This is a genomic window from Streptomyces sp. CA-251387, assembly GCF_050936625.1.
Taxonomy (GTDB): Bacteria; Actinomycetota; Actinomycetes; order Streptomycetales; family Streptomycetaceae; genus Streptomyces.
Map to the genome: position 1 here is coordinate 935,188 of NZ_JBNJMJ010000001.1, position 26,104 is coordinate 961,291.

General features: G+C 71.4%; 23 protein-coding genes. 6 read left to right on the forward strand and 17 right to left on the reverse strand.

Going from position 1 to position 26,104, the window contains the following annotated elements; all coding sequences use genetic code 11:
• Positions 1-2: 2 nt before the first annotated feature.
• The 3 genes from panD to ACQEV2_RS04070 form a co-directional block, all read right to left on the reverse strand.
• Positions 3-458: an aspartate 1-decarboxylase gene (gene panD / locus ACQEV2_RS04060; RefSeq protein WP_433036578.1), complete on the reverse strand. Its 456-nt coding sequence runs from the start codon at positions 456-458 to the stop codon at positions 3-5.
• Positions 459-586: 128 nt separating this feature from the next.
• The gene (entS, locus tag ACQEV2_RS04065) at positions 587-1,888 is read right to left on the reverse strand and encodes an enterobactin transporter EntS (protein WP_433036580.1); all 1,302 of its coding nucleotides are present in this window, start codon (positions 1,886-1,888) and stop codon (positions 587-589) included.
• 10 nt (positions 1,889-1,898) lie between these two features.
• On the reverse strand, positions 1,899-3,212 hold the full coding sequence (locus ACQEV2_RS04070) for a salicylate synthase (protein WP_433036582.1): 1,314 nt from the start codon (positions 3,210-3,212) through the stop codon (positions 1,899-1,901).
• Between the two features lie 148 nt (positions 3,213-3,360).
• Between ACQEV2_RS04070 and ACQEV2_RS04075 the strand changes: the two genes are divergently transcribed.
• Genes ACQEV2_RS04075 through ACQEV2_RS04085 form a run of 3 tightly spaced genes read left to right on the forward strand, consistent with a single transcriptional unit; the run spans position 3,361 to position 7,107 of the window.
• Positions 3,361-4,989 carry a (2,3-dihydroxybenzoyl)adenylate synthase gene (locus tag ACQEV2_RS04075; RefSeq protein ID WP_433036584.1) on the forward strand — a complete coding sequence of 543 codons (1,629 nt, stop codon included), beginning with the start codon at positions 3,361-3,363 and terminating at the stop codon, positions 4,987-4,989.
• Complete coding sequence (locus tag ACQEV2_RS04080) at positions 4,979-6,034, forward strand: FecCD family ABC transporter permease (protein WP_433036586.1); 1,056 nt, start codon at positions 4,979-4,981, stop codon at positions 6,032-6,034. The genes ACQEV2_RS04075 and ACQEV2_RS04080 overlap by 11 nt, the downstream gene beginning before the upstream one ends.
• Entirely contained in the window at positions 6,031-7,107 is a 1,077-nt protein-coding gene (locus tag ACQEV2_RS04085) for a FecCD family ABC transporter permease (RefSeq protein WP_433036588.1), read from the forward strand. The genes ACQEV2_RS04080 and ACQEV2_RS04085 overlap by 4 nt, the downstream gene beginning before the upstream one ends.
• 16 nt (positions 7,108-7,123) lie before the next feature.
• Here ACQEV2_RS04085 and ACQEV2_RS04090 read toward each other — a convergent pair whose 3' ends face one another.
• Positions 7,124-8,110 carry a hypothetical protein gene (locus tag ACQEV2_RS04090; protein ID WP_433036590.1) on the reverse strand — a complete coding sequence of 329 codons (987 nt, stop codon included), beginning with the start codon at positions 8,108-8,110 and terminating at the stop codon, positions 7,124-7,126.
• Between the two features lie 207 nt (positions 8,111-8,317).
• Here ACQEV2_RS04090 and ACQEV2_RS04095 point away from each other — a divergent pair, with 207 nt between their 5' ends.
• Entirely contained in the window at positions 8,318-8,533 is a 216-nt protein-coding gene (locus ACQEV2_RS04095; RefSeq protein WP_398829262.1) for a heavy-metal-associated domain-containing protein, read from the forward strand.
• A 68-nt stretch (positions 8,534-8,601) separates the two neighbouring features.
• The gene (locus ACQEV2_RS04100; protein WP_433036593.1) at positions 8,602-10,857 is read left to right on the forward strand and encodes a heavy metal translocating P-type ATPase; all 2,256 of its coding nucleotides are present in this window, start codon (positions 8,602-8,604) and stop codon (positions 10,855-10,857) included.
• A 61-nt stretch (positions 10,858-10,918) separates the two neighbouring features.
• Here ACQEV2_RS04100 and ACQEV2_RS04105 read toward each other — a convergent pair whose 3' ends face one another.
• The 8 genes from ACQEV2_RS04105 to ACQEV2_RS04140 form a co-directional block, all read right to left on the reverse strand.
• Entirely contained in the window at positions 10,919-11,371 is a 453-nt protein-coding gene (locus tag ACQEV2_RS04105) for a phospholipase (RefSeq protein ID WP_433036595.1), read from the reverse strand.
• A 105-nt stretch (positions 11,372-11,476) separates the two neighbouring features.
• Positions 11,477-12,076, reverse strand: coding sequence for a hypothetical protein (locus tag ACQEV2_RS04110; RefSeq protein WP_433036597.1), 600 nt, complete (start codon positions 12,074-12,076; stop codon positions 11,477-11,479).
• A gap of 5 nt (positions 12,077-12,081) precedes the next feature.
• Entirely contained in the window at positions 12,082-12,942 is an 861-nt protein-coding gene (locus ACQEV2_RS04115) for a carbohydrate ABC transporter permease (RefSeq protein WP_433036598.1), read from the reverse strand.
• Positions 12,939-13,877 carry a carbohydrate ABC transporter permease gene (locus ACQEV2_RS04120; protein WP_433036600.1) on the reverse strand — a complete coding sequence of 313 codons (939 nt, stop codon included), beginning with the start codon at positions 13,875-13,877 and terminating at the stop codon, positions 12,939-12,941. The genes ACQEV2_RS04115 and ACQEV2_RS04120 overlap by 4 nt, the downstream gene beginning before the upstream one ends.
• Positions 13,874-15,157 (reverse strand): ABC transporter substrate-binding protein, encoded by a 1,284-nt coding sequence (locus tag ACQEV2_RS04125; protein ID WP_433036603.1) that lies wholly within the window; start codon positions 15,155-15,157, stop codon positions 13,874-13,876. Before ACQEV2_RS04125 ends, ACQEV2_RS04120 begins: the two co-directional genes overlap by 4 nt.
• Before the next feature lie 106 nt (positions 15,158-15,263).
• Positions 15,264-16,016 (reverse strand): cupin, encoded by a 753-nt coding sequence (locus ACQEV2_RS04130; RefSeq protein ID WP_433036605.1) that lies wholly within the window; start codon positions 16,014-16,016, stop codon positions 15,264-15,266.
• Complete coding sequence (locus ACQEV2_RS04135; RefSeq protein ID WP_433036607.1) at positions 16,010-16,936, reverse strand: PmoA family protein; 927 nt, start codon at positions 16,934-16,936, stop codon at positions 16,010-16,012. Before ACQEV2_RS04135 ends, ACQEV2_RS04130 begins: the two co-directional genes overlap by 7 nt.
• Complete coding sequence (locus ACQEV2_RS04140; RefSeq protein ID WP_433036609.1) at positions 16,933-18,048, reverse strand: Gfo/Idh/MocA family protein; 1,116 nt, start codon at positions 18,046-18,048, stop codon at positions 16,933-16,935. The genes ACQEV2_RS04135 and ACQEV2_RS04140 overlap by 4 nt, the downstream gene beginning before the upstream one ends.
• Positions 18,049-18,347: 299 nt before the next feature.
• Between ACQEV2_RS04140 and ACQEV2_RS04145 the strand changes: the two genes are divergently transcribed.
• Positions 18,348-19,529: a flavin-dependent monooxygenase gene (locus ACQEV2_RS04145; protein WP_433036611.1), complete on the forward strand. Its 1,182-nt coding sequence runs from the start codon at positions 18,348-18,350 to the stop codon at positions 19,527-19,529.
• A gap of 14 nt (positions 19,530-19,543) precedes the next feature.
• Here the strand turns inward: ACQEV2_RS04145 and polX are convergent, their stop codons facing one another.
• The 5 genes from polX to ACQEV2_RS04170 all read right to left on the reverse strand — a co-directional run bounded on the left by polX (position 19,544) and on the right by ACQEV2_RS04170 (position 26,104).
• A complete protein-coding gene (polX, locus tag ACQEV2_RS04150; RefSeq protein WP_433036613.1) occupies positions 19,544-21,280 on the reverse strand; it encodes a DNA polymerase/3'-5' exonuclease PolX in 1,737 nt (578 codons plus the stop codon).
• Between the two features lie 68 nt (positions 21,281-21,348).
• A complete protein-coding gene (locus ACQEV2_RS04155) occupies positions 21,349-22,584 on the reverse strand; it encodes a DegT/DnrJ/EryC1/StrS family aminotransferase (RefSeq protein ID WP_433036615.1) in 1,236 nt (411 codons plus the stop codon).
• A 156-nt stretch (positions 22,585-22,740) separates the two neighbouring features.
• The gene (locus ACQEV2_RS04160) at positions 22,741-23,868 is read right to left on the reverse strand and encodes a GNAT family N-acetyltransferase (protein WP_433036617.1); all 1,128 of its coding nucleotides are present in this window, start codon (positions 23,866-23,868) and stop codon (positions 22,741-22,743) included.
• A gap of 151 nt (positions 23,869-24,019) precedes the next feature.
• Entirely contained in the window at positions 24,020-24,790 is a 771-nt protein-coding gene (locus ACQEV2_RS04165; RefSeq protein ID WP_433036618.1) for a class I SAM-dependent methyltransferase, read from the reverse strand.
• 96 nt (positions 24,791-24,886) lie between these two features.
• Complete coding sequence (locus tag ACQEV2_RS04170; RefSeq protein WP_433036620.1) at positions 24,887-26,104, reverse strand: aminotransferase class V-fold PLP-dependent enzyme; 1,218 nt, start codon at positions 26,102-26,104, stop codon at positions 24,887-24,889.

The following is a 26,104-nucleotide window of genomic DNA, read 5'->3' on the forward strand; positions in this document are numbered from 1 at the left end:
GCTCAGTTCCTCTCGTGCTCGCCGGCCTGGCGTGGCGCGGCGTGGGTGAAGGCTCCGGAGAACTGGTCGGGCTCGTCGGGCACCGGTTCGGCGGGGTCGGCGCCGAGCGCGACGATGCGGTTGGCCTTGTCGACATGGACGACGCGCGGCCGATGGGTGGCGCGTTCCGACTCCGCGAGCGCGGCGAAGGACATGATGATCACCAGGTGTCCGGGATGGACGAGATGGGCGGCGGCGCCGTTGATCCCGATGACGCCGCTGCCGCGTTCGCCGGTGATGGCGTAGGTGGTCAGGCGGGCGCCGTTGTCGATGTCGACGACCTGGACCGCTTCGCCCTCGACGATGTCGGCGGCCTCCATGAGGTCCTGATCGATCGTCAGGGATCCCACGTAGTGCAGATCTGCCTGGGTGACGGTGGCTCGGTGGATCTTGCCGTTCAGCAAGGTGCGGTGCACCATGACCCCCTGAGGAGACTACTTAGGCGAGGCTAACCTAACTCACCAGCGGAGGGGTGCGGAAGAACGTGGCCGGATTCCGTTGATCCGCGCGCTCGGCATGGTTCTCCGCCCTGTCGTGCGAAGCCGTGTCAGTCGGCGGCCGGGGAGGCTTCGGCGGGCACCGCCCGGTCGTCCCCGCCGGATTCCGGGGGCCGGCTGAGCGTGGCCTTCCGCAGCCCCGGCATGGCCAGGGCCACGGCTCCCACACCCGCCAGGCAAACCAGTCCGCCCAGCACCACGGCCCCGCTCGACGACCCGAGCGCCCTGGCCACCAGGCCCGCCTCGACGTTGCCGACGGAGGGTCCCGCGGTGGCCTGGGCGAGCCACAGGCTGCCGACCCGGCCTTGGAGGCGGTCGGGTGTGTAGTGCTGGAGCAGGGCCCGGCGCAGGATCTCCGAGGCCGTGTCGCCGAGGCCGGCGAGGGCGAGGAAGGCCAGCGCGAGCCAGATGTTGGGGCTGAGGCCGAAGCAGGTCATCGCCACGCCCCACACCGCGACCGCGCCGATCAGCGCCCGTCCGGTGTGATGCACCCGGCCCGTCCAGCCGCTCGTCAGCGCGCCGAAGAAGGAGCCGACCGCGGGGGCGGTGTAGAGCAGTCCGACGGTGGACGGGCCGCCGCCGAAGTGCTCGGTGCCGAGTTCGGGGAAGAGCGCGTACGGCATCGCGAAGACCACCGCGCACACGTCGATGAGCAGCAGTCCGGCCACGACCTGGTTGCCGCGCAGGAAGCGCAGCCCCTCCCCCATCGCCTTCAGCGGATGCTGATCCTGCGCCTCGGCACGTCCTTCGGGGGCGAGCTTCGGCAGCGGGGCGAGGAGGGCGAGTCCTACGACGTATATGGCCGCGTCGATCGCGAAGCACACGGCGACGCCGGGCCCGGCCGCGATCACGCCGGCGAGCGACGGCCCGACCATGCCGCCCAGTTGGGCGGTCAGCGTGGTCAGGGCGCCCGCCGCGGCCAGCTGCCCGGGCGCGACCAGGGCCGGCGTGGCGGCCATCAGGGCGGGGCCGCCCAGGCCGCTGGTGCCGCCTGCCAGGACCGCCGCCACGAAGACGAACCACACCTGCGGGTCGGGCAGCGCCGCGTTCACCGCGAGCCCCGCGATCACCACCGCGGTCACGGCCCGGGTGACGAGCATGACCTTGCGCCGGTCGACCCGGTCGGCGAGCAGGCCGCCCGTGACCAGGCCGACCAGCAGCGAAAGGCCCAACACCAGGCTCATCAGGCCCACTTGGACCGATGAGCCGGTGAGGTGGTAGACCTGCAGGCTGGCCGCCACCGAGGTGAGATGGGTGCCGACCATGGAGATCGCCTGGGTGGCGAAGATCAGTCTGAAGTCCCTGCCGGTGCGCAACGGCGCTACGTCGACCACCACTTCTCCCAGTCGCACGCGCGCGCCCCTAACCCTGTGCGGGGACGACGTAGGGGGCGACGCTGCGGAGCTTCTCGCAGGTCTCCTCCAGCTCCCGCTCCGGGGTCGACCCGGCGAGGATGCCGGCGCCGGCCCGCAGCCAGGTGCGGCCGTCCTCCTCGAAGATGCTGCGCAGCACCAGGGCCGCGTCGAGGGCTCCGTCGCTGCCGGCCCGCAGCACGGCCCCGCTGTAGATGCCGCGCGGTTCCTTCTCGAGTCGGGCGATGCAGTCGTAGGCCGGGGCCTTGGGGATGCCGGATGCGGTCACGGCGGGGAACACCGCGCGCAGGACGTCCCAGGCCGTGGCGGAGTCGGCCAGCAGACCGTGGACGCTGGAGCCGAGGTGCTGCACGCTGCCGCGTCGGCGAACGCTCAGCAGGTCGCGCACCGAGACCGTGCCCGGCCGGCAGACGGTGGCCATCTCCTCCTCGGCCAGCTTGACCGACAGCACGTGTTCGGAGATCTCCTTGGGGTCGGCGAGGAGTTCGGCGCGCAGGCGCTCGTCCTCCTGCTCGCCCAAGCCGTGGGCGCGGGTGCCGGCGAGCGGCTGGGTGACGACCTCACCGTCCGCGCTCACCTCGGCGACGGTCTCGGGACTGAATCCGGCGACCCGGCGCCCGCCGAGGTTCAACAGGAAGGAACGGGCTGGGGTGTTGTGCGAGCGGCCGTGGACGTAGGTGCCGACGAAGTCGACCGGGAAGGGCACGTCGATGGACCGGGAGAGGATGACCTTCTGCAGGTCCGACGTCCGTATCTCCTCGATGGCCTGGGCCACCATGTCGGGGTAGCGGCCATCGCCGTCGGAGACGTCGAGGGGGCGGGGTACGGCCGGGCGGTGCGCGTCGGCGCGATCGAGTAACCCGAGCAGCGCGTCCAGCGTCTCCTGGTCCGCGCTGCGGATCAGGGCGCCTTTCTGGCTGAGCCTCACTTCGCTGTGCGGGACGAGCAGATGGAGCAGGTCGTCGTCGCCCGCCCGGTCGGGGCGGCCGGCGTGGAGATGGGAGAACTCGAACGCCATCCAGCCGTAGGCGTGCCAGTCCGCCACGGCCAACCGGTCGAGTTCCTGCTGGACTTGGCGCAGCGGATGCGGTCCCAGTGGGGCTGCGGTCTCCTCGGCGAGCCAGCGGCGGCGGATCTCGGAGCGGTCGACCAGGATCTCGCCGAGCGCGCCTCCGGCGAACCAGACGTCGCCGTTCCGTTCATAGATCACGTAGGGGTCGAACAAGCCCGACTCCGCCAGTTGCGCCGCCAACTGGACGGGGTCTCCCGGCAGTTCCGTCTCCGCGCTCCGGTAACGCAGCAAGGACCTACCTCCCTGGAGTTAGGTTAACCTAACCTAATCAGTATCGACCCTAGCCTCCACGGCGCGGCGACGTCCAGATCGCCCCTTCGGGCTTGACCCCGTTGAATGATTAGGCAAGCCTTTCCTAAACAGCAGGCGGGAGTCGATCATGCTCGACGGTTGGGTGCCCTGGCCGAAACCGCTGGCCGAGAAGTACCGCGCAGAGGGCTACTGGCAAGGGCGGCCGCTGGACCGGCTGCTGCGGGAGAGCGCCGAGCGGACCCCCCGCCGGACCGCCCTCGTCGACGCCGAGGGAAACCGGTGGACGTACGCCGAACTCGATCTGCGCGCCGACCGCACGGCCGCGGGACTGCGACGGATGGGCATCGGGGGCGGCGACCGCGTGGTGGTCCAACTGCCCAACACCGACGCCTTCGTGGTGCTCTTCTTCGCGCTGCTGAGGGCGGGTGCGATACCGGTCCTCACCCTGCCCGCGCATCGCGAGAGCGAGATCGTCCATGTCGCCGAGGTGTCCGGAGCGACGGCGTACGCGATCCCGGACCTCCACGACGGCTTCGACCACCGCGTCCTCGCCCGGTCCCTGCGCAAGGCGGTGCCCGGCGTGGAGCATGTGCTCGTGGCGGGCGACGCCGCGGAGTTCACCGCGCTCGCCGAGGTCGACGCCGACCCGGTCCCGCTGCCCGTGCCCGACCCGGGCGATGTGGCGGTCCTGCTGCTGTCCGGCGGTACGACCGGCAAGCCGAAGCTCATCCCGCGCACTCACGACGACTACACGTACAACGTCCGCGCGAGCGCCGAGGTCTGCGGATTCGACCGCGACACCGTGTACCTGGTGGTGCTGCCGACCGCGCACAACTTCGCGCTGGCCTGCCCCGGTCTGCTGGGCACGCTGATGGCGGGCGGAACCGTCGTGCTCTCCCCCACGCCGAGCCCGGAGGACGCCTTCACGCTGATCGAGCGGGAGAAGGTCACCGCCACCGCCGTGGTCCCGCCGATCGCACTGTTGTGGCTGGACGCGGTGGAGTGGGAGGAGGCCGACCTCTCCTCGCTGAGCCTGCTCCAGGTGGGCGGCTCCAAGCTGGGTGCCGAACCCGCCGCCAGAGTCGAACCGGCGCTCGGCTGCACGCTCCAGCAGGTGTTCGGCATGGCCGAGGGCCTGCTCAACTACACCCGGCTCGACGATCCGCCCGAGCTGGTGACCGGCACCCAGGGCCGCCCGCTGTCCCCCGCCGACGAACTCCGCGTGGTCGACGAGGACGACCGTGACGTACCCCCGGGCGAGCACGGCGAGTTGCTCACCCGCGGCCCCTACACCCTGCGCGGCTACTACCGCGCCGCCGAGCACAACACCCGCGCCTTCACCACCGACGGCTACTACCGCACCGGGGACCTCGTCCGCATCCTGCCCTCCGGGCATCTCGTCGTCGAAGGCCGGGCCAAGGACCAGATCAACCGGGGCGGCGACAAGATCTCCGCCGAGGAACTGGAGAACCACATCCTCGCCCACCCCGGCGTGCACGACGCGGCCGTGGTCGGCATGCCCGACGAGACGATGGGCGAGCGCACCTGCGCGTACCTCGTCGCGCACGGACAGGCGCCGGGGCAAAGGGAGTTGGCCGCTTTTCTCACCGATCGGGGGGTGGCCGCGTATAAGCTCCCGGACCGGGTGGAGGTCGTCGAGGCCTTTCCCCGGACCTCGGTAGGCAAGATCGACAAGAAGGCGCTCGGCCGGCTGATCGCCGACCGCCTGCGCGCGGAGGGCATGGGTGGCGACTGAGGCCGGCACGGCCCTTCCCGCAAAGACGGACAAGCAGCCCCCCAGGCGGCGGAACTCCACCCGCGCCCTGGCCGTAGTCGGCGCCCTGCTCCTGCTGCTCACCGCCGCCGTGCTGAGTCTCGCGGTCGGCTCGCGCGCCCTGTCGCCGGGCGTCGTCCTGGACGCGCTGTTCCACGACGACGGGTCGACCGCGGCCTCCGTCATCTGGGACGTCCGCGTACCGCGCACCATGGCGGGCATCGCGGCCGGCGCCGCGCTCGGTGTCGCGGGCGCGCTCATCCAGGCGCTCACCCGCAACCCGCTGGCCGATCCGGGGCTGCTCGGCATCAACGCGGGCGCCGCCACCGGCGTGGTGCTGTCCATCACGGCCCTCGGCATCACGAGCCTGTGGGCGTCGGTGTGGTTCGCCATGCTGGGCGCGGTGGTGGCCGGGCTGCTGGTGTACTCGCTGGCCTCGGGCGGCCGCGGCGGGGCCACTCCGGAGCGGCTCGCGCTCGGCGGTGCGGTGATCGCCGCCGTGTTCACCGGCATCAGCCAGACGCTGATGCTCCTCGATGCGCAGGCCCTGGACCAACTGCGGTTCTGGAGCGTGGGTTCGCTCGCCCGGGCCGACCGCGAGACGCTGACGACGATCACACCGTTCGTCGTGGTGGGCCTGGTGCTCGCGCTGGCGCTGGTCCGGCCGCTGAACGCGCTCGCCCTGGGCGACGACGGCGCCCGGGCGCTGGGCGCCCATGTGGACCGGACGCGCTTCCTCGGCCTCACGGCCATGACGCTGCTGTGCGGCGCGGCGACCTCGGCCGTCGGGCCGCTGGTCTTCGTCGGTCTCGCCGTCCCGCACATCGCCCGCATGATCGTCGGGGCCGACCAGCGCTGGACACTTCCGCTTTCCCTGCTCCTCGCGCCGGCCCTGCTGCTGTTCGCGGACGTCCTCGGGAGGGTCGCCGTACGGCCCGACGAACTCGACGCGGGCGTGGTCACCGCGGTGGTCGGCGCACCGGTGTTCATCGCCCTGGTCCGCTACCGCAGGACGGTGACCGCATGACGACCCGGGCACCGGCCGGGGATGCCGGCCTGCGCCCCCGTGCGCATGTCGTACGGAGCCCCTCGCACCGCTTCTCTCTGCGGGTGGACGTGCGCGCGGTGACGGTCTGCGTGCTGGTCCTCGCCGCCACCGCGGGAGTCGGCGTCCTCGCGCTCGGCACCGGGGAGTACACCATCTCCCCGGCGGACGTGGTCCGCACACTGCTGGGCAACGGCAGCCCGCGCACCGACTTCGTGATCAACGGCCTCCGGCTGCCCCGCCTGCTGACCGGCATCCTGGTCGGCGCGGCGCTCGGCCTGAGCGGTGCGCTCTTCCAGAGCCTGACGCGCAATCCGCTGGGCAGCCCGGACATCGTGGGCTTCACCTACGGCTCGGCCACCGGGGGCCTGCTGGTCGTCCTGCTCGTCGGCGGCACCGGCGGGCAGATCGCGGTCGGCGCGGTGGGCGGTGGGCTGGCGACCGCGGTCCTCGTGTATCTGCTGGCGTGGCGGCAGGGCATCCACGGCTACCGGTTGGTGCTCGTCGGGATCGGGGTGAGCGCCCTCCTCCAGGGTGTGAACGCCTATCTCCTGGCCAAGGCCCGGTTCACCCAGGCCGCACAGGCGATGGTGTGGCTCAACGGCAGCCTCAACGGCCGGAGTTGGGCGGACGTCCGCCCGGCCGCCCTCGGCCTGCTCGTCGTGCTGCCCCTGGTGGCGCTCACCGCCAGCAGGCTGAAGATCCTGGAGATGGGCGACGACGTGGCGGGCGGCCTCGGGGTGCCCGTCCAGCGCACCCGGCTCGTTCTGCTGGTGCTGGCCACGGCGGCCTGTGCGGTCGCCACCGCCGCGGCCGGCCCCATCCCGTTCGTGGCCCTCATCGCCCCGCAGCTGGCCCGACGGCTCACCCGGGCCCCCGGCCCCAACCTCCTGGCGGCCACCTGCACCGGGGCCTTCCTCGTGGTGACGGCGGACTTCGCGTCCCAGCGCATCCATGAGACGGCCCAGTTGCCGGTGGGTGTGGTGACCGCGGTCGTCGGCGGAGTGTACCTGGGGCTCCTGCTGCGCCGGCAGCGACGGACGGGACGGATCTGAGGGGCCGGCTGTCACGTCAGTGACCGTGCCCGGGCGCTTCCTCGTGGTCCTGTGCGGATTCCTGCGCGGTCCCCTCTGCCGACTCCTGGCCGGTGGTCGGCGTTCCGGTCCGGACCGTGAACGCCGCGGTGTGCACCGTTCCTTCGTGCTTGAAGTCGAGGAACAGACGGTACGTGCCACTGCTCGGCGCCGTGGCCGTGAACGAGATCTCCGGACCGGGCTTCGTCGTGCCGTCGCCGGGTTCGCCGTTCGGGTGGACGTGGAGGTAGGCGAGGTCGCCGGAGCGCAGGGCGACCAGATGGCCGTAGGCACCGAGGTAGGGCTGGAGGTTCGTGACCGGGCGGCCGCCCCGCGAGACGTTCAGCTTCAGCTCACTCGCCTTGCCCGGGCGCAGTCCACCGTCGATGCGGACCTCGTAGCCGTCGATCTTCACGGTGGAGTTCGGCGCGGGCAGCTTCTGCGGCTGGTAGGAGCCCGCGGCCGCGAGGTCGGCGCCGAGGGTGAGGTTCTCGGCGCCCTTCTTCGCCGGGGTGAAGTCGGCGAAGACGCGGTAGCCGCCCGCGCGGGGCAGTTCGACCGGGATGCTCCAGGTGCCGTCGGCGGCGCGGGTGGGGTGCAGATGGCGGTAGGTGACCAGATCGCGTGAGGCCACGATGAGGTGGAGTTCCTTCTCGTGCTCGCGCTGGTACGCGGTGACGGCTCGGCCGCCGCTGTCGCGGATGACGAAGCGCAGGTCGGAGCGGGTCCCGGCGGTGACGCTCGGGGTCCTCAGGTCGAGGGTGTAGCCGCCCTCGGAGATCTGCAGCCCGCCGGCCGGCTCGGCCTCGTGCCCGCCGTGGCCGCCCCCTCCCTCCGGTGACGACGATGCCTCGCTGTGGCTGTCGTGGCGAGCCGGCACGGGCTCCTCGACGACGGGGTCGAGGCCCTTGCCCACGCCGTAGGCGGTGCCGAAGGTCGCGGCCAGTGCGGCGGCGAACGCGGTGATCTTGAGTCCGGCATGCATGGCGGTCTCCTGTGGGTCAGGTCCTTCGGAAGGAAGGGATATGAGCTCTCAATGCGGCTCACAATACCCCTGGGGGTATCAAGTCAAGTCCGATCCAGCCTTGCCTTCCCTACCCCGGGGGGGTATACAGGACTCCGGCAAGCATACCCCCGCCCCGTATGAGGTGACTACGGGGGTCGACCAGCAACCGCACACCCGGGAGGACCCATGTCCACGACCACCTACGCCGTCTCCGGTATGAGCTGCGGCCACTGCAAGGCCACGCTCACCAAGGTCATCGGCGAGCTGGACGGCGTCACCGAGGTGGGCGTCGATCTCGCGGCCGGCCAGGTCACCGTCACCAGCACCGCCGAGCCCGACGACGCCCGGATCGCCGAGGTCGTCGACGAGGCCGGCTACGAGCTGACCGGCCGCGCCGCCTGACCCGCCCCCGAACCGTCCGGGGCCCGGCCGCACCGGGCTCCGGACCCCATCCCGCACGAGGAGCAGCGATGACCACCACCGCGTCCCACCCCACCACCGAGGTAGAACTCGCCATCGGCGGCATGACCTGCGCCTCGTGCGCGGCGCGCATCGAGAAGAAGCTGAACCGCATGGACGGCGTGACGGCCACCGTCAACTACGCCACCGAGAAGGCGAAGGTCAGCTACGGCGGTGACGTCTCCGTCCAGGACCTGATCGCCACCGTCGAGGCGACCGGGTACACCGCGCAGGAACCGGCGCCACCCGTGCAGGACGCCCCCGAGCAGAGTCATGAGGGCGATGAACTACGGCCGCTGCGGCAGCGGTTGGTCACTGCCGTGACGCTGGCCCTGCCCGTCATCGCGATGGCCATGATCCCCGCCCTGCAGTTCGAGTACTGGCAGTGGCTGTCCCTGACCCTGGCGGCGCCCGTCGTGACGTATGCGGCATGGCCCTTCCACAAGGCGGCGTTCACCAATCTGCGGCACGGCGCCGCCACGATGGACACGCTGATATCGGTCGGTACGTCGGCCGCGTTCCTGTGGTCGCTGTGGGCGCTGTTCCTCGGCAGCGCGGGCGAGCCGGGCATGACGCACCCCTTCGAGCTGACCATCTCCCGCAGTGACGGCTCCGGGAACATCTATCTGGAGGCGGCCGCCGGAGTCACCGCCTTCATCCTGGCCGGGCGCTACTTCGAGGCACGCTCCAAGCGCAAGGCGGGCGCGGCGCTCAAGGCGCTGCTGGAGCTGGGTGCCAAGGACGTCACCGTCCTGCGCGCCGACGGCACCGAACGGACCGTCCCCGTCTCGGAGTTGCGGGTCGGCGACCGCTTCCTCGTGCGTCCCGGCGAGAAGATCGCCACCGACGGGACGGTCGTCGAGGGTTCGTCGGCGGTGGACGCCTCGATGCTCACCGGCGAGTCGGTGCCGGTCGAGGTCGCCGAGGGCGACCCGGTCACCGGAGCCACGCTCAACGCGGGCGGCCGCCTCGTCGTCGAGGCCACGCGGGTGGGCGCCGACACCCAGCTCGCCCGGATGGCCCGGCTGGTGGAGGACGCGCAGAACGGCAAGGCCGCGGCGCAGCGGCTCGCGGACCGGATCTCCGCCGTCTTCGTGCCGGTCGTCATCGCCCTCGCGCTCGGCACCCTCGGCTTCTGGCTCGGCAACGGCGCCGGACCGGCCGCCGCCTTCACCGCCGCGGTCGCCGTACTGATCATCGCCTGCCCGTGCGCCCTGGGCCTGGCCACGCCGACCGCGCTGATGGTGGGCACCGGCCGGGGCGCCCAGCTCGGCATCCTGATCAAGGGCCCGGAGGTGTTGGAGTCCACGCGCAAGGTCGACACGATCGTCCTCGACAAGACGGGCACGGTGACCACCGGCCGGATGACCCTGCTGGCCGTGCACACCGCCGCGGGCGCCGACGAGGCCGAAGTCCTGCGCCTCGCGGGGGCGTTGGAGCACTCCTCCGAGCACCCGATCGCCCGTGCGGTGGCCGACGCGGCACTGGCGAAGCTGGGTTCGCTGCCGGCGCCGGAGGACTTCGCGAACGTGCCCGGTCTCGGCGTGCAGGGCATCGTCGAGGGTCACGCCGTCCTGGTGGGCCGGGAGCGACTGCTGGAAGAGTGGGCGATGGAACTGCCGGAGGACCTGCGGCGCGCCAAGTCCGAGGCCGAGGCATCCGGCCGTACGGCCATCGCGGTCGCCTGGGACGGCGAGGCGCGGGCGGTCCTGGAGGTCGCCGACGCGGTGAAGGAGACCAGCCCGGAGGCGATCCGCCGGCTGCGTGCCCTCGGCCTCACCCCGATCCTGCTGACCGGCGACAACAAGGCCGTCGCCGACGCCGTCGCCCGTGAGGTCGGTATCGCGCCCGAGGACGTCATCGCCGAGGTGCTGCCGCAGGACAAGGCCGATGTCGTCAAGCGGCTGCAGGGCGAGGGCCGTTCGGTCGCTATGGTCGGCGACGGCGTCAACGACGCGGCGGCCCTGGCCCAGGCCGACCTGGGTCTGGCGATGGGCACCGGCACGGACGCCGCGATCGAGGCCGGCGACCTCACCCTGGTGCGCGGTGACCTGCGCGTCGCCGCCGACGCGATCCGGCTCGCCCGCAGGACGCTCGACACCATCCGGTCGAACCTGTTCTGGGCCTTCGCCTACAACGTCGCCGCCCTGCCGCTCGCCGCGGCCGGACTGCTCAACCCGATGATCGCCGGAGCGGCGATGGCCTTCTCCTCGGTCTTCGTCGTCGGCAACTCGCTGCGCCTGCGGTCGTTCCGGGCGGCGAACTGAGTCCTCAGGGAGCAAGGGGGCGCCGCATCGGCGGCGCCCCCCTCTCACAGGCTGTGGTGTCTCAGCCGAAGGCCTTCACGGCCTGGTAATACGTCCAGGCCGTGCTGTTGCACGCGCTTTTCGTCGCACCACTGTAGTTCGCGCACACACGCTTGAGGTCCTCGTAGAAGGCGCTGTCGAGGCGGGACTTGTTGGCGCTGAACGTGCCCAGCGCCTTGTAGTTGCGGTAGCCGAAGTCGTGCCGGGCACAGGACGTGGAGAAGGGGAAGCCGAAGGGGTTGTCGGGCGAGGAGGAGCAGTAGTCCGTGGACCAGTCGAACCCGTACGCGGACCAGGCGGACTGATTGTTGCGGGCGGCGAGCCAGGCGTTGTAGCTGGACACGCTGGTCTGGGTCCAACCGGCCAGTACCTGGGGCTTGTCGGCGGGGGCGGCGTCGGCAGCCGAGGCGGTGGCGAGGACGGTGGCGAGGGAGAGGGCTGAGGCGGCGAGACCGGTGGCGAGTGTGCGGCGCATTCCACACCTCCATGAGGCTGCGGCCCGCCCGTCGGACCGCAGGTTCATGCCAAGATGATTGACACCGCAAATGTCGCCTCACACCGCGTGCACGCAAATGACCGCTTAATTCTGGGATATGGCAGCCCGTCGGAGATGAACGGCGGTCAGCGCCAACGCCAACGGCCCGGGAGCGAGGAAGGCCAGGGGCACCAGCATCCAGCCGCACAGCGCGGCCGTCGCCGCGGCGAGCAGCACCAACGCGCTACCGCCGACATCCCGCACGGCGTCCCGCGTGGCCTCGCGCAGGGCGGCCGTCCAGTCGCTGAGCGCCTCGGGGCGTGCGCAGGCTCTGAGGCCCACCACCAGGGCGGCCGTACCGATTCCGGCAGCCACGGCCGCGAACAGCGGCGCCCCGGGCAGCCCGGCCCGAGCCAGCGCCAGATCGGCGGCGAACAGCACCGCGCCGGCCAGGGCGGCCACGCCCGCCGCCAGGTCCCCGGCCCGCAGCCGCCCTCGCAGCAGCACGAAGTACCGCCCGGCGGTGGCGGGTTGCCCCTCCCCCGCGCCCCGCAGCACCGCGCACGCGGTCGAGAGGGCGGCCGGAATCGTCACCAGGGGCAGGGACACCAGGGCCGTGGCGAGACCGATGCTCAGCACGTCGGCGAACAGGGTCGTCCGCGGCCCGAAGACCTCGCCCGGCTCACGCGAAGACACGTCACGCATCCCGCTCACCCCTTGAGCCCGGAGCTCGCCATGCCCTCCACCAGGAACCGCTGGAAGGCGAGGAAGAACAGCACGATCGGCAGCAGCGCGATCACGGACATCGCGAACATCGGGCCGAACGCCGAGGTGCTGGAGGCGTCCACGAACGACCGCAGGGCGAGGGTGAGCGTGAACTTGTCGGGGTCGAAGAGGTAGATGAGCTGGGTGAAGAAGTCGTTCCACGTCCAGATGAAGGTGAAGATCGCCGTCGTGATCAGCGCGGGGCGGGTGAGCGGCAGCACGACCTTGAAGAAGCTGCGGAAGGGGCCGCAGCCGTCGATGCGGGCCGCCTCCTCCAGCTCGCGCGGCAGTCCGCGCATGAACTGCACGATGAGGAAGACGAAGAAGGCTTCCGTGGCGAGGAACTTCGGCAGGATCAGCGGCCAGTAGGTGTTCACGAGGCCGAGCTGGTTGAAGATGATGTACTGCGGGATGAGCACCGCGTGGTGCGGCAGCATGATCGTCGCGATCATGAAGGCGAACAGCGGTCCGCGGAAGCGGAACCTGAGGCGCGCGAAGGCGTAGGCGGCGAGCGAGCAGCTGATCACGTTGCCGAGGACCGCGCCGCCCGCGATGAGCAGCGAGTTGCCGAGCAGCCTCCAGATCGAGACGTCGTTCACGCCGTCGAGCGCGGTCTTGTAGTTCGACCACTCCAGGTGGCTGGGCAGCAGGTTCAGGCTCGCGATGACCTCGTCGGCGGGCTTGAGCGAGGTGGCCAGCAGCCACGCCAGCGGGTACAGCATGACCAGCAGCGCGGCCAGACAGCCGACGTGCAGGGCGATCCGGCCCCAACGGACGGGCTGGTGAGGAACGGCAGTCGATGTCATCGGTCCCCCTCGGAGGCGTAGAAGACCCAGGAGCGCGAGGTGCGGAACAGCACCGCGGTGACGGCGCCGATGACGATCAGCAGCACCCAGGCCATGGCGGAGGCGTAGCCCATGTGGGAGGCGACGAAGCCGCGGTCGTAGAGGTAGAGGGTGTAGACGAGGGTCGAGTCGGCTGGGCCGCCCTTGCCGGCGCTCAGCACGAAGGCGGGCGTGAAGACCTGGAAGGCCTGGATGGTCTGGAGGACGAGGTTGAAGAAGAGGACCGGGGACAGCATGGGCACGGTCACGGACAAGAACTGTCGCCACTTCCCGGCCCCGTCCACGGCCGCCGCCTCGTAGAGCTCGCCGGGGATCTGCTGGAGGCCCGCGAGGAAGATGACCATCGGCGCCCCGAACTGCCACACCGTCAGCAGCGCCACCGCGAGCAGCGCCCAGCCGGGCTTGTTGACCCAGCCGCCGGTGCCGAGCAGGTTGTCCACGGTGCCGCCGTCGTTGAAGAGCGCGCGCCAGACGAGGGCGATGGACATCGACGCGCCGAGCAGCGAGGGGGCGTAGAACGCCGACCGGTAGAAGCCCTTGCCGTGTTTCATGCCCTTCAGGGCGAGGGCGACGACGAGGGCGAGCGCGAGTTGCAGGGGTACGGCGATGACGACGTACGTCACGGTGGTCAGCACCGAGCGCCAGTAGCGCGGGTCCTCGGTGAACATCTGGACGTAGTTGCGCAGGCCCACCCAGCGCGGCGGGTTGAACAGGTCGTAGTCGGTGAAGGACAGGTATAGCGACACGGCCATCGGCAGCAGGGTCAGGACGGTTGCGCCGAGCACCCACGGGGAGATGAACACCCAGGCGGGGCCCTGGCGTTCGCGCTCGGGGCGGCGCTTCGGGGTGGCGGTGGTGGCGGGCTTCGCCTTGGTGGGGATCGTGGTGGTGGTCATGACCTCAGCTCCGCCTTCGCCTCGGTGACGTAGTTCTCGGCCGCCTCGCGGGGCGACATGCGCTCGTACGACACCTGGTCGTAGTCGCGCTGGAAGGTGGTCTGCAGGGCGCTGTCGCCCGAGGGCGGGGCCTGCGGCGGGTCCTTGAGGGTGCCTTCCAGGGAGGCCTGGTAGGCGGAGATCGTCTTGTCGAAGTCCTTGAGCTGCGGCGCGATCCGCTCGCGCAGGGCCTCGTTGACGGGGATGCCGCGGGTGGCGCCGAGGATCTTCGCGGCCTGCGCGTCGTTGATGAGGAAGTCGACTAGCTGGGCGGCCTCCTTCGGGTGAGCGGTGTCGGCGCCGACGCCGAGGAACATCGACGGCTTGAAGTACTGGCCGGGAGTGCCGTCCTCGCCGGTCGGCATCGGAGCGAGCGCGATGCCGCTCGGTATCAGGGCGAGGAAACCGCTGGCGGGCGCGTCCCAGTTGGCGTCGGTCAGGGCCTTGCCGCGCCCGAGCGGCGTGTTCTCGACGGAGCCGTCGAGCTGCGTGGTCTGCTCGGCGGGCGAGACGGCGCCCTCGCGCCGGAGCTTGTCGGTGAAGGTCCACCAGCGAGTCAGGTCGTCGGCCGTGAAGCCGAGCCGGCCGTCCTCGGTGTAGAGGGACTTGCCCCGGCCGCGCAGCCAGACCTCGAAGGCGTCCTCGCTCTGGCCGGGGTCGGTGGCGCCGGGCTGGCCGGTCTTCCTCGCCAACGCCCGCATGGTGTCGGCCCATTCACTCCAGGTCCAGCTCTTGCCCGGGAGCGGCACACCGGACGCCTTCCACGCCTTGACGTCGTAGGCGACGGTCTCGGTGCCGCGGCCCTGCGGAATCGCGTACTGCGTGCCGTCCAGCCGGCCGGTGGCGAGCAGCCCCGGGTCGATCTCACCGGTGTGCAGTACCGCCTTCTGCCGCGCCAGGTCGAGCAGGACGCCGCCGGAGGCGTACTGGTCGATCTGCCGGTAGTCGAGCTGCATCACGTCGGGGGCGTCGCCGCCCGCGGCCTGGGTGGCGAGCTTCTGCTTGTAGGCCTCGTAGGCCGAGAACGACGTCTGCACCTGGATGTCCGGGTGCTGTTTCTCGAACAGGGCGACGGCCTGCTCGGTGCGTTCCGCGCGGTCGGGGTTGCCCCACCATGTGTAGCGCAGCACGACCTTGCCGCCGCCGACCGACTCCCCGGATCCTCCGCAGCCGGCCAGCACCGCGCAGAGCACGAGTGCGGCGGCCGACGCGCAGAACCCCTTTGTCCTGTGTCCGGGCATGCCGAGGTCACCTCTCTTCTCCTCGGTCCTTCTGTTGGCCCCCCTCCGGCCCCCTCTGAACACCCCCGCGGGACAACGCTGTTGTTCGCCCCGGTGGGAAACGCCGCTACTCGCCGCCGTACGGCAGCGTCGTGCCGGGCAAGTTGTACTCGTCCCGGCGACCGCACATCCCGAAGCCGCCGAGCCTGGTGGGCGCGGCCTCGTACGCGGTCGCCTCGGCGAGGTACGCCGGTTCGCCCGCCTCCAGCGCGTCGAGCTGGGCGCCCGTCCGTTCGGCCGTGGCCAGCGCGCCCGCCCGCCACAGCTCCCGCCAGTTCGGCACCTTGGCGCGCACGAGCCGGGCGGCGGCGCGCTGGAACTCCAGGTACGGGCCGTTGTCCCCGGCGACGAGCGCCTCGCGCAGGACGAGGTAGCCCTCGACGGCCAGGTCCCTGCGGCGCCGCGCGGCGTCGGCGGTCTCCGGGCCGGTGCCGGGCGGGAGTGCAGAGGCGGCCGCGTACTTCTCGGGGTCGGCGAGCACGTCAGGCGGGAAGGTGAAGACGGCGTCCCCCGCCTCTGGCAGCCCGCTGTTCTGCATCAGCACGGTGATGCGCAGTTCGCCGCCCTGGACCATACGGTGCGCGGTCCCCGGCGTGAACCAGGCGACCGAGCCCGGCTCCAGGGGGATCTCCCGGTAGCCGTCGGGGCTCAGCGTCTGCACGGCGCCCCGCCCGCCGGTGACGACGTACGCCTCCGTGCACACCAGATGCAGATGCGGGCTCCCGCCGCATACGCCGTCGGCGGCCTCCCAGTCGTAGGCGCTGAGGTGGGACAGGCCGACGGCGCCGGGCAGCGGATGCGGAAGGGTCGGCTTCACCACGGCAGCCCCTCCAGGTGGGCGGCCACCTGCTCCCGGTCCCAGGCCCCGTCGGCGAAGACGACGCGGTAGCGGTACTCGAAGGACTCACCGGGCGGCAGCTGGAACTCCTCGAAGAACGCCCAGGAGAACGCCACCGTAGGGATCGGCTCGGAGCGCACGAACCAGTGCGACTCGTGGATCGCGGACTTCTCGTCGAGATTCTCGGGCGCGTGCGCGAAGACGAGGGTGGAGTGCGCGTCGACATCGTCGTGCTCGGTGGTGAACGCGAGCCACGGACCCTGGCTGCCCATCAGCTTGCCGGCGTCCGCTGCGGAGTCCGGGGCGAAGACGGTGCCGCCGGTGAAGTCGCGCGGGCCGCGCCACTGCAGGCCGGTGTAGCCGGCCATCTCCCGGCCCGCGGTCGTCGGGGAGCCGAACGCCAGCGGCTCGTCGCGGACGTTGGTGAGCCGCGTCGACCAGTCGAGAGCCCAGGCGCCCGCCTCCTCGTCGACCGAGTGGACGGTGATGCCGCGCAGTTCCCGCGCCCACTCCGCGCCGCCGTTCTCCACCCAGGTGAGCTCCTCAGCGAAGGTGAGCCGGTCGTCCTCGACCGCGAACACCGGGAAGCCGTCGTGCCGCATGGAGCCGACCCGCTCCGGCAGGGGCAGGTAACCCTGGCCGTGCACATAGCAGTTGCCGCCCCAGAAGTTCTGCCCGGAAAGGTGACTCGCCGTCATCTGCAGGCCCTTGTGCCAGCGGTGGTCGCTGGGCCGGTATCCGGTCACGGTGTGCCCGGCGAGGGTGCGCACGGGGTGGGCGTAGGGCTTGCGGGACTCGAAGGCCTCCGGGTCGGGACGGTAGACGTACCGCAGGATCTCGGTGCCGTTCGCGGCCGTCACCGCGATGTGGTCACCGTGCGCGTGGGTGACGCGGATGCTCATGCGCGCTCCTTGGGGGCCCAGTGGGGGTGGTCGCCGTGCATGGCCGGGTAGAAGGGGTCGCCGGGCCGGATCTCGCCCGCGAGCACCGGGCGGCCCGTGAACGCGGCCTTGTAGAGGGCGGCGGCGAAGTCGAGGGTGGCCCGGGCGTCCGGGCCGCTGCCGGGCGGCCGGACACCGTTGTCGTAGGCGTCGAGGAGGGCGCCGAGCTGCGCGGTGTGCGAGCTGGGCAGGTCCGCGGCCGGGGTGCGCCAGGCGGTGGCGCGCTCGGACGGGACGTGCGGGGCGGGGGTGTAGACCCAGTCGTCGTTGCGGTGGCCGTACAGGTGGGTGAGCTCGACCGTCGCGTCGGCGCAGTCGATGCGGATGCGGCTGACCTCGTGCGGGGACAGCACGCTGTTGACGACGGTGGCCAGGGTGCCGCTCGCGAAGCGGACAAGGGCCGTCGAGACGTCCTCGCTCTCCGTGTCGTGGACCAGGCGCGCCGCCATGGCCCGCATCTCCGCCCACGGGCCGAGCAGATGCAGCAGTAGGTCGAACTGGTGGATGCCGTGCCCCATGGTGGGCCCGCCGCCCTCGCTGGCCCACTTCCCGCGCCACGGCACCGTGTAGTACGCGGCGTCGCGGTGCCAGGTCGTCTGGCAGTGCGCGACCAGCGGGGCGCCCAGCTCACCGCTCGCGATCAGTTCGCGGGCGTGCACGGCGCCGGAGCCGTAGCGGTGCTGGAAGACCACCGACGCGTACGCCCCCGACGCCTCCTCGGCCGCCGCGATGTCGTCGTACTCGGCGAGCGAGAGACACAGCGGCTTCTCGCACAGCACCCAGGCACCCGCCTTGAGCGCGGCGACCGTCTGCGCCCGGTGCAGTGACGGCGGCGTGCCGATCAGGACCAGGTCGGGGCGTACGGCGTCCAGCATGTCGTCCGTCGCTGTGTACCCGGCGACGTCCACGCCCGCGAGCTGCCGGAAGGCGTCCAGCCGGGCCTGGTCCACATCGACGGCGGCGACCAGCTCCACCCGGTCCGCGTGGTGTCTCAGGGCCGGAAGATGGCTGCCACTGACGATGGCGCCGGTGCCGATCACGGCGACCCGGCGGCGGGCGGGGCTTGGGGACATGCAGTTCTCCTCGGACGGCCGGCGGACAGCCCGCTCAGAAAGCGCTTGCACTACGAGGGCGACCCTAGGCAGGGACCTAATGTCAGGACAACCCCTCTGCGGCGACATGGGCAAAGCCTGACCCGTACGGCTTGCGCCCACCGTCGGCACGCTGCCCCTCTCGGCCCCGGCTCAAACGGACGAAGATCACCGACCCGTCCCGGACTGTGGCGTGCTCCAACTCGGGCCCGGGAAGGGGCCGTTGACAGCGTGCGGGATCCGGGTCACGGTGATGACTCGTCGCGTCCGGGAGGTCCCCCATGGCAGCAGCCGGTACCGATGCGGATTTAGTGGCCCGCGTACGGTCTCTTCGGCCGCTCATCCGCGAGCACGCGCTGCGCACCGAACAGGAGCGGCGGGTGGCACCCGAGGTCGCCGCGGCCCTGACGGACGCCGGGATCCACCGGATGTGCGTCCCCCGACGGTACGGCGGCTACCAGAGCCGGCTGCGCACCCAGGTGGATGCAGTGGCCGAGATCGCCGCGGCGTGCGGCTCGACCGCGTTCAAGACGCTCATCCAGGCCGGCTGCTCCTACATCGCGGCGCTCTTCCCCGATGAGGCGCAGGACGAGATCTTCACCAGCCCGGACGTGAAGGTCGGCGGCACTCTGATCCCGGATGCCACGGCGGTCCGGTCGGACGGCGGCTACGTCGTCAACGGCACGTCGGCCTTCGCCACGGGCTGCCACGACGCCGACTGGCATCTGCTGACGGTCCGCGTCGAGTCCGAGTCCGGCGACGGGCCGCCCGAGGTGCTGTGGACCGCCGTACCGATGGCCGAACTGGAGATCCTCGACGACTGGTACGTGTCGGGGCTGGCCGGAAGCGGCAGCGACAGCGTCGTGGCGCGGGACGTGGTCGTCCCCGCTCATCGGGTCCTGCCCGTCGGGCCGCTGCTGGGCGGCGAGTTCCCGTCGAAGGCCAACGCCGAGGACCCGTTCTACCGGATGCCCGTCCTGCTGCTGTTCTGCGCGTGGACCGCGCCGAACGCGCTCGGCCTGGCCCGCTCGGCACTGGCGGAGTTCACCGAGCGCAGCCACCGGCGGGGCATCACGTACACCTTCCACCAGCGTCAGAACGAGGCGACGGTCACCCATCTCCAGGCTGCCGAGGCGGCCATGAAGCTCTCCTGCGCCGAGCTGCTCACCGCCGAGTTCGTCGCCCTGATCGAGTCGCGGGCCGAGTCCGGCGAGCCGTACACGCCCGAGGAGCGGGCCAGGATCCGGGCGCAGAGCGGCTATGTGGCGCGGCTGTGCAAGGAGGCCGTCGATCTGCTGGGCTCCGCGTCCGGGGCGTCGTCGCTGCACCGGCAGGTGCCCATCCAGCGGGCCGTGCGCGACCTGCACGCGCTGAGTCTTCACTCGTTCGTGAATCCGGCCACCAACCTGGAGATCTACGGCCGAGTCCTGTCCGGGCTCGACCCGGGTACGCCGTTCCTGTAGAGCCTTCAGAGCGGCTAGGTCTTCTTCAGGAAGCGCCGCAGCCGGGTCAGCGGCCAGGTGTTGATCACGTCGTCCTCGGTGAGCCAGCCGCGCTGTGCCGTGCCGACCCCGTAGCGCAGGTTGTCCAGGTGGATGACGGCGTGTGCGTCGCTGTCGACGGCGAACTTCACTCCGTGCCGCCTGGCCCGCAGGATGTCCTCGTCGCGCAGGTCGAGCCGGTCGGGATGGGAGTTGATCTCCAGGGCCGTGCCGGTGCGCGCGCAGGCGGCGAAGACCGCGTCGAGGTCGGCGTCGACGGCGGGGCGCTTGCCGATGATGCGGGTGGTGGGGTGGCCGATGATGTGGACGTGCGGGTTCTCGCAGGCCCGCACGATCCGCCGGGTCATCGCCTCACGCCCCTGGTTGAAGTGCGAGTGCACCGAGGCCACGCACAGGTCGAAGCCGGCGAGGAACTCCGCCGGCCAGTCGACGTCGCCGTCGGGGCCGATGTTCAGCTCCGCGCCGTGCAGCACCCGCATGCCACCAGGCTTGCCGCCCCTGCCGTACTCACCGTCGAGCTCGCGGACGCGTTCTCGCTGGGCCAGGATCCGTTCGTCGGTCATCCGCTGCATGGCCATGTCGGGGCCGTGGTCGGTGACCGCGTAGTAGGCGTAACCGCGCTCGGCCGCCGCGGCGACCATCTCCTCCAGCGGGGCGAGCCCGTCGGTGAGATCGGTGTGGGTGTGCAGGTCGCCCCGGATGTCCTCCTCCTGGACCAGATCCGGCAGCTCGCCGTGCAGCCCGGCCTCGATCTCGCCGCGGTCCTCGCGCAGGGGCGGCGGGATCCAGGGCAGGCCGAGGCGTGCGTACACGTCCTCCTCGGTCTCGGAGACGATCTTCTTGCCGCTCTCGGCGTCGAAGAGCCCGTACTCGGAGAGCTTGAGCTTCTGGTGGACGGCCATCTCCCGGGTGCGGATGTTGTGCGCCTTGGAGCCGGTGAAGTACTGCATGGCCGCGCCCCAGGAGTCCGGCGGCACCACGCGCAGATCCACCTGGAGGCCCTTGCTGGTGCGGATCGACGTCTTCTTCTCGCCGTGCGCGATGACCTCCGAGACGTACGACAGCTCGGTGAAGGCCCTCATGACCGGCTCCGCCTGCTTCGCCGCGACGAGGACGTCGATGTCGCCGATGGTCTCGCGCACGCGGCGCAGCGACCCGGCGTAGGAGCACCGCTTACAGCCGGTGACCTGCGACATCTCGGCGACGATGTCCTCGGCGAGGCTCATGGCGACGTCGATCAGGACCCGGTCGCCGGAGGACTGCAGCAGGGAGATGCCGTGCAGGATGTTCTCCTCGGTCTTCGGGCCGAAGCCCTTCAGGTCGCGCAGCCGCTCCTCGTGGATGGCGTCCGCCAGCTCCTCGGTCGTGGAGATGCCCAGTTCCTCGTAGAGGACCAGGGCCTTCTTGGGACCGAGCGTGGGGATCGCCGTCAGCTGCCGGACACCGGCGGGGATCTTGGCGCGCAGCTCCTCGATGGCGGACACCTGGCCGGTGGTGAAGTACTCGATGATCTTCTGGGCGGTCGACTTGCCGACGTTGGGGATCTCCTGGAGCCCCTTGACATCGAGTGTGGACACGTCGGCGTAGTAGCCGCCGACCGACCGGGCAGCCTTCTCGTAGGTACGCGCCCTGAACGCGTCTCCTCCGGTGATCGAGATCAGATCCGCGTACTCCTGGAGCAACGCGGCGACCTCGTCGTTGGGCCGAGCCACACCTCCAGGGTAGGCAAGGTGCGGCTCGGCGGCGCGGTCCGCAGTGGCCTGTTCAGGGGACGGGGCCGCTACTGGCCCAGGGGCGTGGGCGGCGTGGTCGTGGCATCGAGCACGGGCGTCGCCGGGAGCGGAGGGTGTGCGGGCGTCGCCCGTTCCTTTGTCAGGGCGCCTGCGATCCTGCGGGCCAGGAGGGGGTCGGCCGGCAGGGTGTGGGAGGCGAACCAGCGGGCGGCCGTGGGGTCGGGGGACGGTTCGACGAACTCGGCTCCCGCGTAGTCGTCGAGCGGCGGGTCGTAGACGTACCCCGCGACCACGCCGTGGTTCACCAGGCGTTCGAGGAGGGCGTCGCGGTTGTGCACCAGGAGCGGTACCCGGAACAGGGACGGCGGGGCGTCGCCCGCCCGGTCGCGCAGTGCCGGGGTGGCCCAGGTGGTGCCCGACAGCACGGAGACACCGGCCCTGCGCCGCGCGAGGTCGCCGTCGAGCAGGGACATCCGCAGCTCCAACTGCCCCCGGACCAGGGCCCCGTGGCGGGAGCGGAAGCCGTGCAGGTCGACCCGCACCCAGGGCTCGTACGCGGTCAGGCTCGGCGCCTGGCGGGCACTGCCGGCGAGGCGGGGCGCGTGCAGGGCCATACGGAAGTCGTCGCGCTCCAGCAGATTCAGGCGCTGCATGGTGCGCCACACCGGCCGCACCAGGTGGAGCGTGCGGACGGCGGATCGCGCCAGGGGGCGCAGCGTGGTGGCCAGGTCGTCGCGCAGCCGGCGCGGCGTCAGCAGGTCGTCGCGCAGCAACTCCAGCTCCCGCCGGGTGCGCGCGTCCTCGACGGCGAGGAAACCGCCGGCCATCGCCGCCACATGCTTGGACAGGCTGAACGCCGCCGCCGTCCCGAACGTCCCGATCGGCTGCCCGTCCACATGCGAGCCGATGGCGTGGGCCGCGTCCTCGAACAGGGGTATCCCCAACTCCTCGCAGCGGCGGCGCAGTTCAACGACACGGTCGGGCATGCCGTACAGGTTCGTGGTCAGGACGGCGTCGACGTTGCGCCAGGTCGACTCCGGTACGGCGGCCGGGTCGATGTTGCCGTCCCACTGGGACACGGGAGCCTGCACGGGGCGCAGTCCGGCCGCGAGGACGACGAAGAGGATCACGTCGTCGTTCACCGGGGACATCAGCACCCGTGCGCCCGGCCGGCACCAGCGCCGCAGCGCCAGGTACAGGGCGAGCCGGGCCGACGGCGTGTAGACGCATTCGCGTCCGATGCGCCGTGTCATCATCGCGGCGAGCCGCGATCCGTACGGCATGGTCACCTCTTCCGTGGAAGGGTACGAGGAAGGGTCGCCCGATGTGGGCGGGCGCACACGGGGAGTCGATCGAGGCCGCTGGGGTTGGAGACAGCGAGGGGCCAGGGACACGGCGCCGACGCGTGACGGGGACGGGTGACGAACGTGGGCCGCGGCTCAGCGGGCGCGGGCCCCCACGCCTGGCGGAGGGGTCGAGCTGGACGTACGCAGCGTGCCGACGGTCTTCAGCAGCCGGTCGGCGGGCTCGCGCAGCCTGGGGTGGGCCAGGACCGTGTTCCTCAGGCCGCGTACCGGTCTGCGCCACATCCGGTGGGCCGCCGCCACCGGATGCGCGCGCGCCGCGAACCCTTCGGCGACACGGAGTTCACGGGTCTTGAGCCAGTCCTTGTACTCCTTCTCGCCGCGCCCCATGTCCATGAGCGTCACACCGTCCCGGCCCGCGGCCTCGGCCATCCTCAGGTGCATCATCAGTCCGGGCGAGTAGTAGCCGAACTCGGGGTCGTAGGCGGTGAACCAGGCCGCGAACACCGTGCGCGACCGCGGCCCGAAGTGCGCGGCGACCGGCCGGTCACCGGCGTACACCACGGACAGGACGCCGGTGAAGTACTCCTCGCGGACCTGGAAGAGATGCTCGACCAGGTCGACGATCCACGGCCTGGAGAACCGGTCCATCCGCCCCGTCCTGCGGTACTGGGCGGACTTCCAGCGCATGAGCGTGCGCAGGACGCGCGGATCCCGCTCGTCGTAGACGAACCGCACCTCGCCCGCGTCCCGGCCCAGCCGGCGCTCCTTCTTCAGCGTCGTCTTGGCCAGCCCCGGGTATGTGGCACGCAGCCACTCCGGGTAGCCGCCCTCGCCGGGCTTCAGGTCGAGCACGGGGGAGGCGAACGTGCCCGTGACGTACGGGGCGAACGGCCGCTGCTCCTCGACGAGGTGATCGAACTCGAAGACGGACAGCCCGCAGGCCCGCAGCAGTTGCCGGGTGTCCCAGGTGACGCCCGGCCGGTGCACCAGCGCCTGGCAGTCGGACAGCCCCAGTCCGATGGCCCGCCCGACGCCGTACGCGTTGCGCTCGTACGGGAAGAAGCCGACGGCCTCCCCGTTCTCGTACAGCACCGCCACCCGCGCCCCGCTGCGGTACCTGCCCACGCCGATCGTGAACTCCGGCGCCAGAAAGGGGTTGGCGTAGTCCGGTGACTCGTCCATCGCCCGGTGCCACGCCCGGCGCAGTGACTCGTTCAGTTCCTCGGGTCTGTGAATCGTGATGGCGCTCGTGGATCGCATGGCGACCGCTCCCCCCAGAATCCCCCCAAGACGCACTTATTGGCGCCTCGCCACATTTTCCCCCAAGTCGAACTTTGTGACGAGGCTCAAACGTCGCGAAACAGTACGCACGCTGTCAAGGTGCCGGAAGGAACCTTTAGCTGCGTTTGGTTCAGCGGATCGCGACGACGACGTGACTGTCGCCGTACTGCCAGACGGCACCCACATGACGGAACCCCGCCTGCCGCAGCAGCCGTTGGTGCGCCGGCACAGACAGGCACGCCGCGCTGCCGGTACCGGTGGTGGCCGGGGGGCGGCGCCGGCGCCGGCGTTCGGCCAGGAGGTCGGTCAGCTCGGGATCCTCCGCGACGGCCGTCCACCAGCAGGCCCAATCCTCGTGGGCGAAGGCCTGACGGCGTTCGGCGTGGCGGCGGCCGAGGCGTCCGGCGAGTTCGGCGAGCCCGGGGTCGTCGTGCGGGAAGTGGTCGCCGTTGACGAGGACGCCGCCGGGCCGCAGCAGGCCCGCGAGCTGCCGGTAGACCCGCTCCAGGGTGTCCACGCTCAGATAGTGCAGGGCTGTCGTCGACACGGCCGCGTCCAGGGGCCGGTCGAGCTCCAGGGCCCGCGTCCACCCCTCCTCACCGATCACCGTGTCGACATAGCGGGCCGCGTCCGCATGGTGGGTGCGGGCCAGCTCCAGCAGCAGCGGGTCCATGTCCACGCCCACGATGTCCGCGTCAGGCAGCCGCCGGGCCAGCCGTGCGGCCAGCGACCCCGGACCGCAGCCGAGATCCACGACCGAAGGGCGAGCGCGTCCCGCCACGGCCTGCTCGACGACATCGGCGATCACCGTGAACCGCTCCTCGCGGTCCACGGCGTACCGCTGCTGCTGGCGTTCCCAGCGCTCCACCCACCGTTCCGCCGTCGCCAGGCTCAGCCCCATCCCGTCGCGCCACCTCGCCGTTCCGCACCTGTCCGCACTGTCTGTGCCAGACCCTACAGGTGGAAACGGTTCCCATTCCCTCTGATGGCGGTACGGTCACCCGAGCGTGGCAAGCACCCCCAGCAGCCGGTCGATCTCGTCGGCGGTGTTGTACACGTGCAGACTCACCCGCACCGAGCCGGTCCGCTCCCCCTCGCTGCCCTGGCAGTGGTGGTCGGAGCGGACCATGAAGCCGTGGCTGAAGAGGATGAAGCCGAGGTCCGAGGAGTCGATGGCGTGGTGCCGGAAGGTGACGATGCCCTGGCGCTGCTGGACGGAGGAGTCGGCGGCCAGGCTGGTTTGGCAGCCGAGGATCTCGTAGGCGTCGAGGTGGCGCAGCCCGTCGGTGAGCCGGGCCGCCAGGGCGACCGTCCACTGCTCGATCCGGTCGGTGCCGGCGGCGTCCAGCCAGTCCAGGGCGGTGGTGAGCGAGGCGATGCCGACCGTGTTGGGGGTGCCGGACCAGCCGCCCGGCGCGAACCGCGGTCCGCGTGCCTGGCGGGCCCAGACGGCTCCTGTGCCGGGCAGCGCCATGGCCTTGTGCCCGGAGAAGACGACGAAGTCGACGTCCGGATCGGCCACCGACACCGGGAGATGGCCGACGCTCTGGGCGGCGTCCAGGCAGATGACCGCGTCCGGGCCGACCGCCCGGCGGATGCGGTGGACGTTCATGTTGCCGCCGTACACGTGGTGGACGTGGGTGGCGGCGACGAACCTGGTTCGCCGACCGGCCAGTTCCGCGAGCGCGAGGTGGTCGTAGTCGCCGGACGCCCGCTGGTACGGCATCGGCCGGACGCGGATGTGGACGCCCTGCCGGGCCAGGTGGCGCTGGGCCTCCAGCCAGGGCGAGATGTTGGCCTCGTGGTCGGCGGCCGGGACGAGGATCTCGTCGCCGTCGTCGAGGAGTTCGGGGAGCCAGTCGCGGGCGATGGTGCGCAGCCCCTCGGTGGTGCCGCTGGTGAAGTGCACGGCCGAGCGTTCCGGGGCGGGGTCGTCGAGGAACCGCTTCACCCGGTCGCGGGCCTGCTCGACCAGGGCCGTGGTCCGGTTGGCCCAGGGGTAGGTGCCGCGGCCGGCGTTGGCGTTGGTCGTGGTGAGGTAGGCGTGCACGGTGTCGAGTACGGCCTGGGGCTTCTGGGCGGTGGCCGCGCTGTCCAGGTAGGCCAGTTCGGGATGCGCGGTGATGATCGGGAACTGGGCACGCAGGGCGCGCTGCCACTCCCCCAACTCCTCGATGACGGCGGGTCCTTGTGGGTCGGTCCTGGGCATGGTCAT

What these genes read in the sequence shown, in the direction of transcription:
- ACQEV2_RS04110 (WP_433036597.1), bottom strand. Translation starts at nt 12,076, where the DNA reads ATGCGTGACGTGTCTTCGCGTGAGCCGGGCGAGGTCTTCGGGCCGCGG.
- ACQEV2_RS04090 (WP_433036590.1), bottom strand. Translation starts at nt 8,110, where the DNA reads ATGCATGCCGGACTCAAGATCACCGCGTTCGCCGCCGCACTGGCCGCG.
- ACQEV2_RS04170 (WP_433036620.1), bottom strand. Translation starts at nt 26,104, where the DNA reads ATGACCATGCCCAGGACCGACCCACAAGGACCCGCCGTCATCGAGGAG.
- ACQEV2_RS04100 (WP_433036593.1), top strand. Translation starts at nt 8,602, where the DNA reads ATGACCACCACCGCGTCCCACCCCACCACCGAGGTAGAACTCGCCATC.
- ACQEV2_RS04085 (WP_433036588.1), top strand. Translation starts at nt 6,031, where the DNA reads ATGACGACCCGGGCACCGGCCGGGGATGCCGGCCTGCGCCCCCGTGCG.
- ACQEV2_RS04115 (WP_433036598.1), bottom strand. Translation starts at nt 12,942, where the DNA reads ATGACATCGACTGCCGTTCCTCACCAGCCCGTCCGTTGGGGCCGGATC.
- ACQEV2_RS04155 (WP_433036615.1), bottom strand. Translation starts at nt 22,584, where the DNA reads ATGCCGTACGGATCGCGGCTCGCCGCGATGATGACACGGCGCATCGGA.
- ACQEV2_RS04125 (WP_433036603.1), bottom strand. Translation starts at nt 15,157, where the DNA reads ATGCCCGGACACAGGACAAAGGGGTTCTGCGCGTCGGCCGCCGCACTC.
- ACQEV2_RS04165 (WP_433036618.1), bottom strand. Translation starts at nt 24,790, where the DNA reads ATGGGGCTGAGCCTGGCGACGGCGGAACGGTGGGTGGAGCGCTGGGAA.
- ACQEV2_RS04075 (WP_433036584.1), top strand. Translation starts at nt 3,361, where the DNA reads ATGCTCGACGGTTGGGTGCCCTGGCCGAAACCGCTGGCCGAGAAGTAC.
- ACQEV2_RS04105 (WP_433036595.1), bottom strand. Translation starts at nt 11,371, where the DNA reads ATGCGCCGCACACTCGCCACCGGTCTCGCCGCCTCAGCCCTCTCCCTC.
- ACQEV2_RS04140 (WP_433036609.1), bottom strand. Translation starts at nt 18,048, where the DNA reads ATGTCCCCAAGCCCCGCCCGCCGCCGGGTCGCCGTGATCGGCACCGGC.
- ACQEV2_RS04095 (WP_398829262.1), top strand. Translation starts at nt 8,318, where the DNA reads ATGTCCACGACCACCTACGCCGTCTCCGGTATGAGCTGCGGCCACTGC.
- panD (WP_433036578.1), bottom strand. Translation starts at nt 458, where the DNA reads ATGGTGCACCGCACCTTGCTGAACGGCAAGATCCACCGAGCCACCGTC.
- ACQEV2_RS04120 (WP_433036600.1), bottom strand. Translation starts at nt 13,877, where the DNA reads ATGACCACCACCACGATCCCCACCAAGGCGAAGCCCGCCACCACCGCC.
- ACQEV2_RS04160 (WP_433036617.1), bottom strand. Translation starts at nt 23,868, where the DNA reads ATGCGATCCACGAGCGCCATCACGATTCACAGACCCGAGGAACTGAAC.
- ACQEV2_RS04145 (WP_433036611.1), top strand. Translation starts at nt 18,348, where the DNA reads ATGGCAGCAGCCGGTACCGATGCGGATTTAGTGGCCCGCGTACGGTCT.
- ACQEV2_RS04135 (WP_433036607.1), bottom strand. Translation starts at nt 16,936, where the DNA reads ATGAGCATCCGCGTCACCCACGCGCACGGTGACCACATCGCGGTGACG.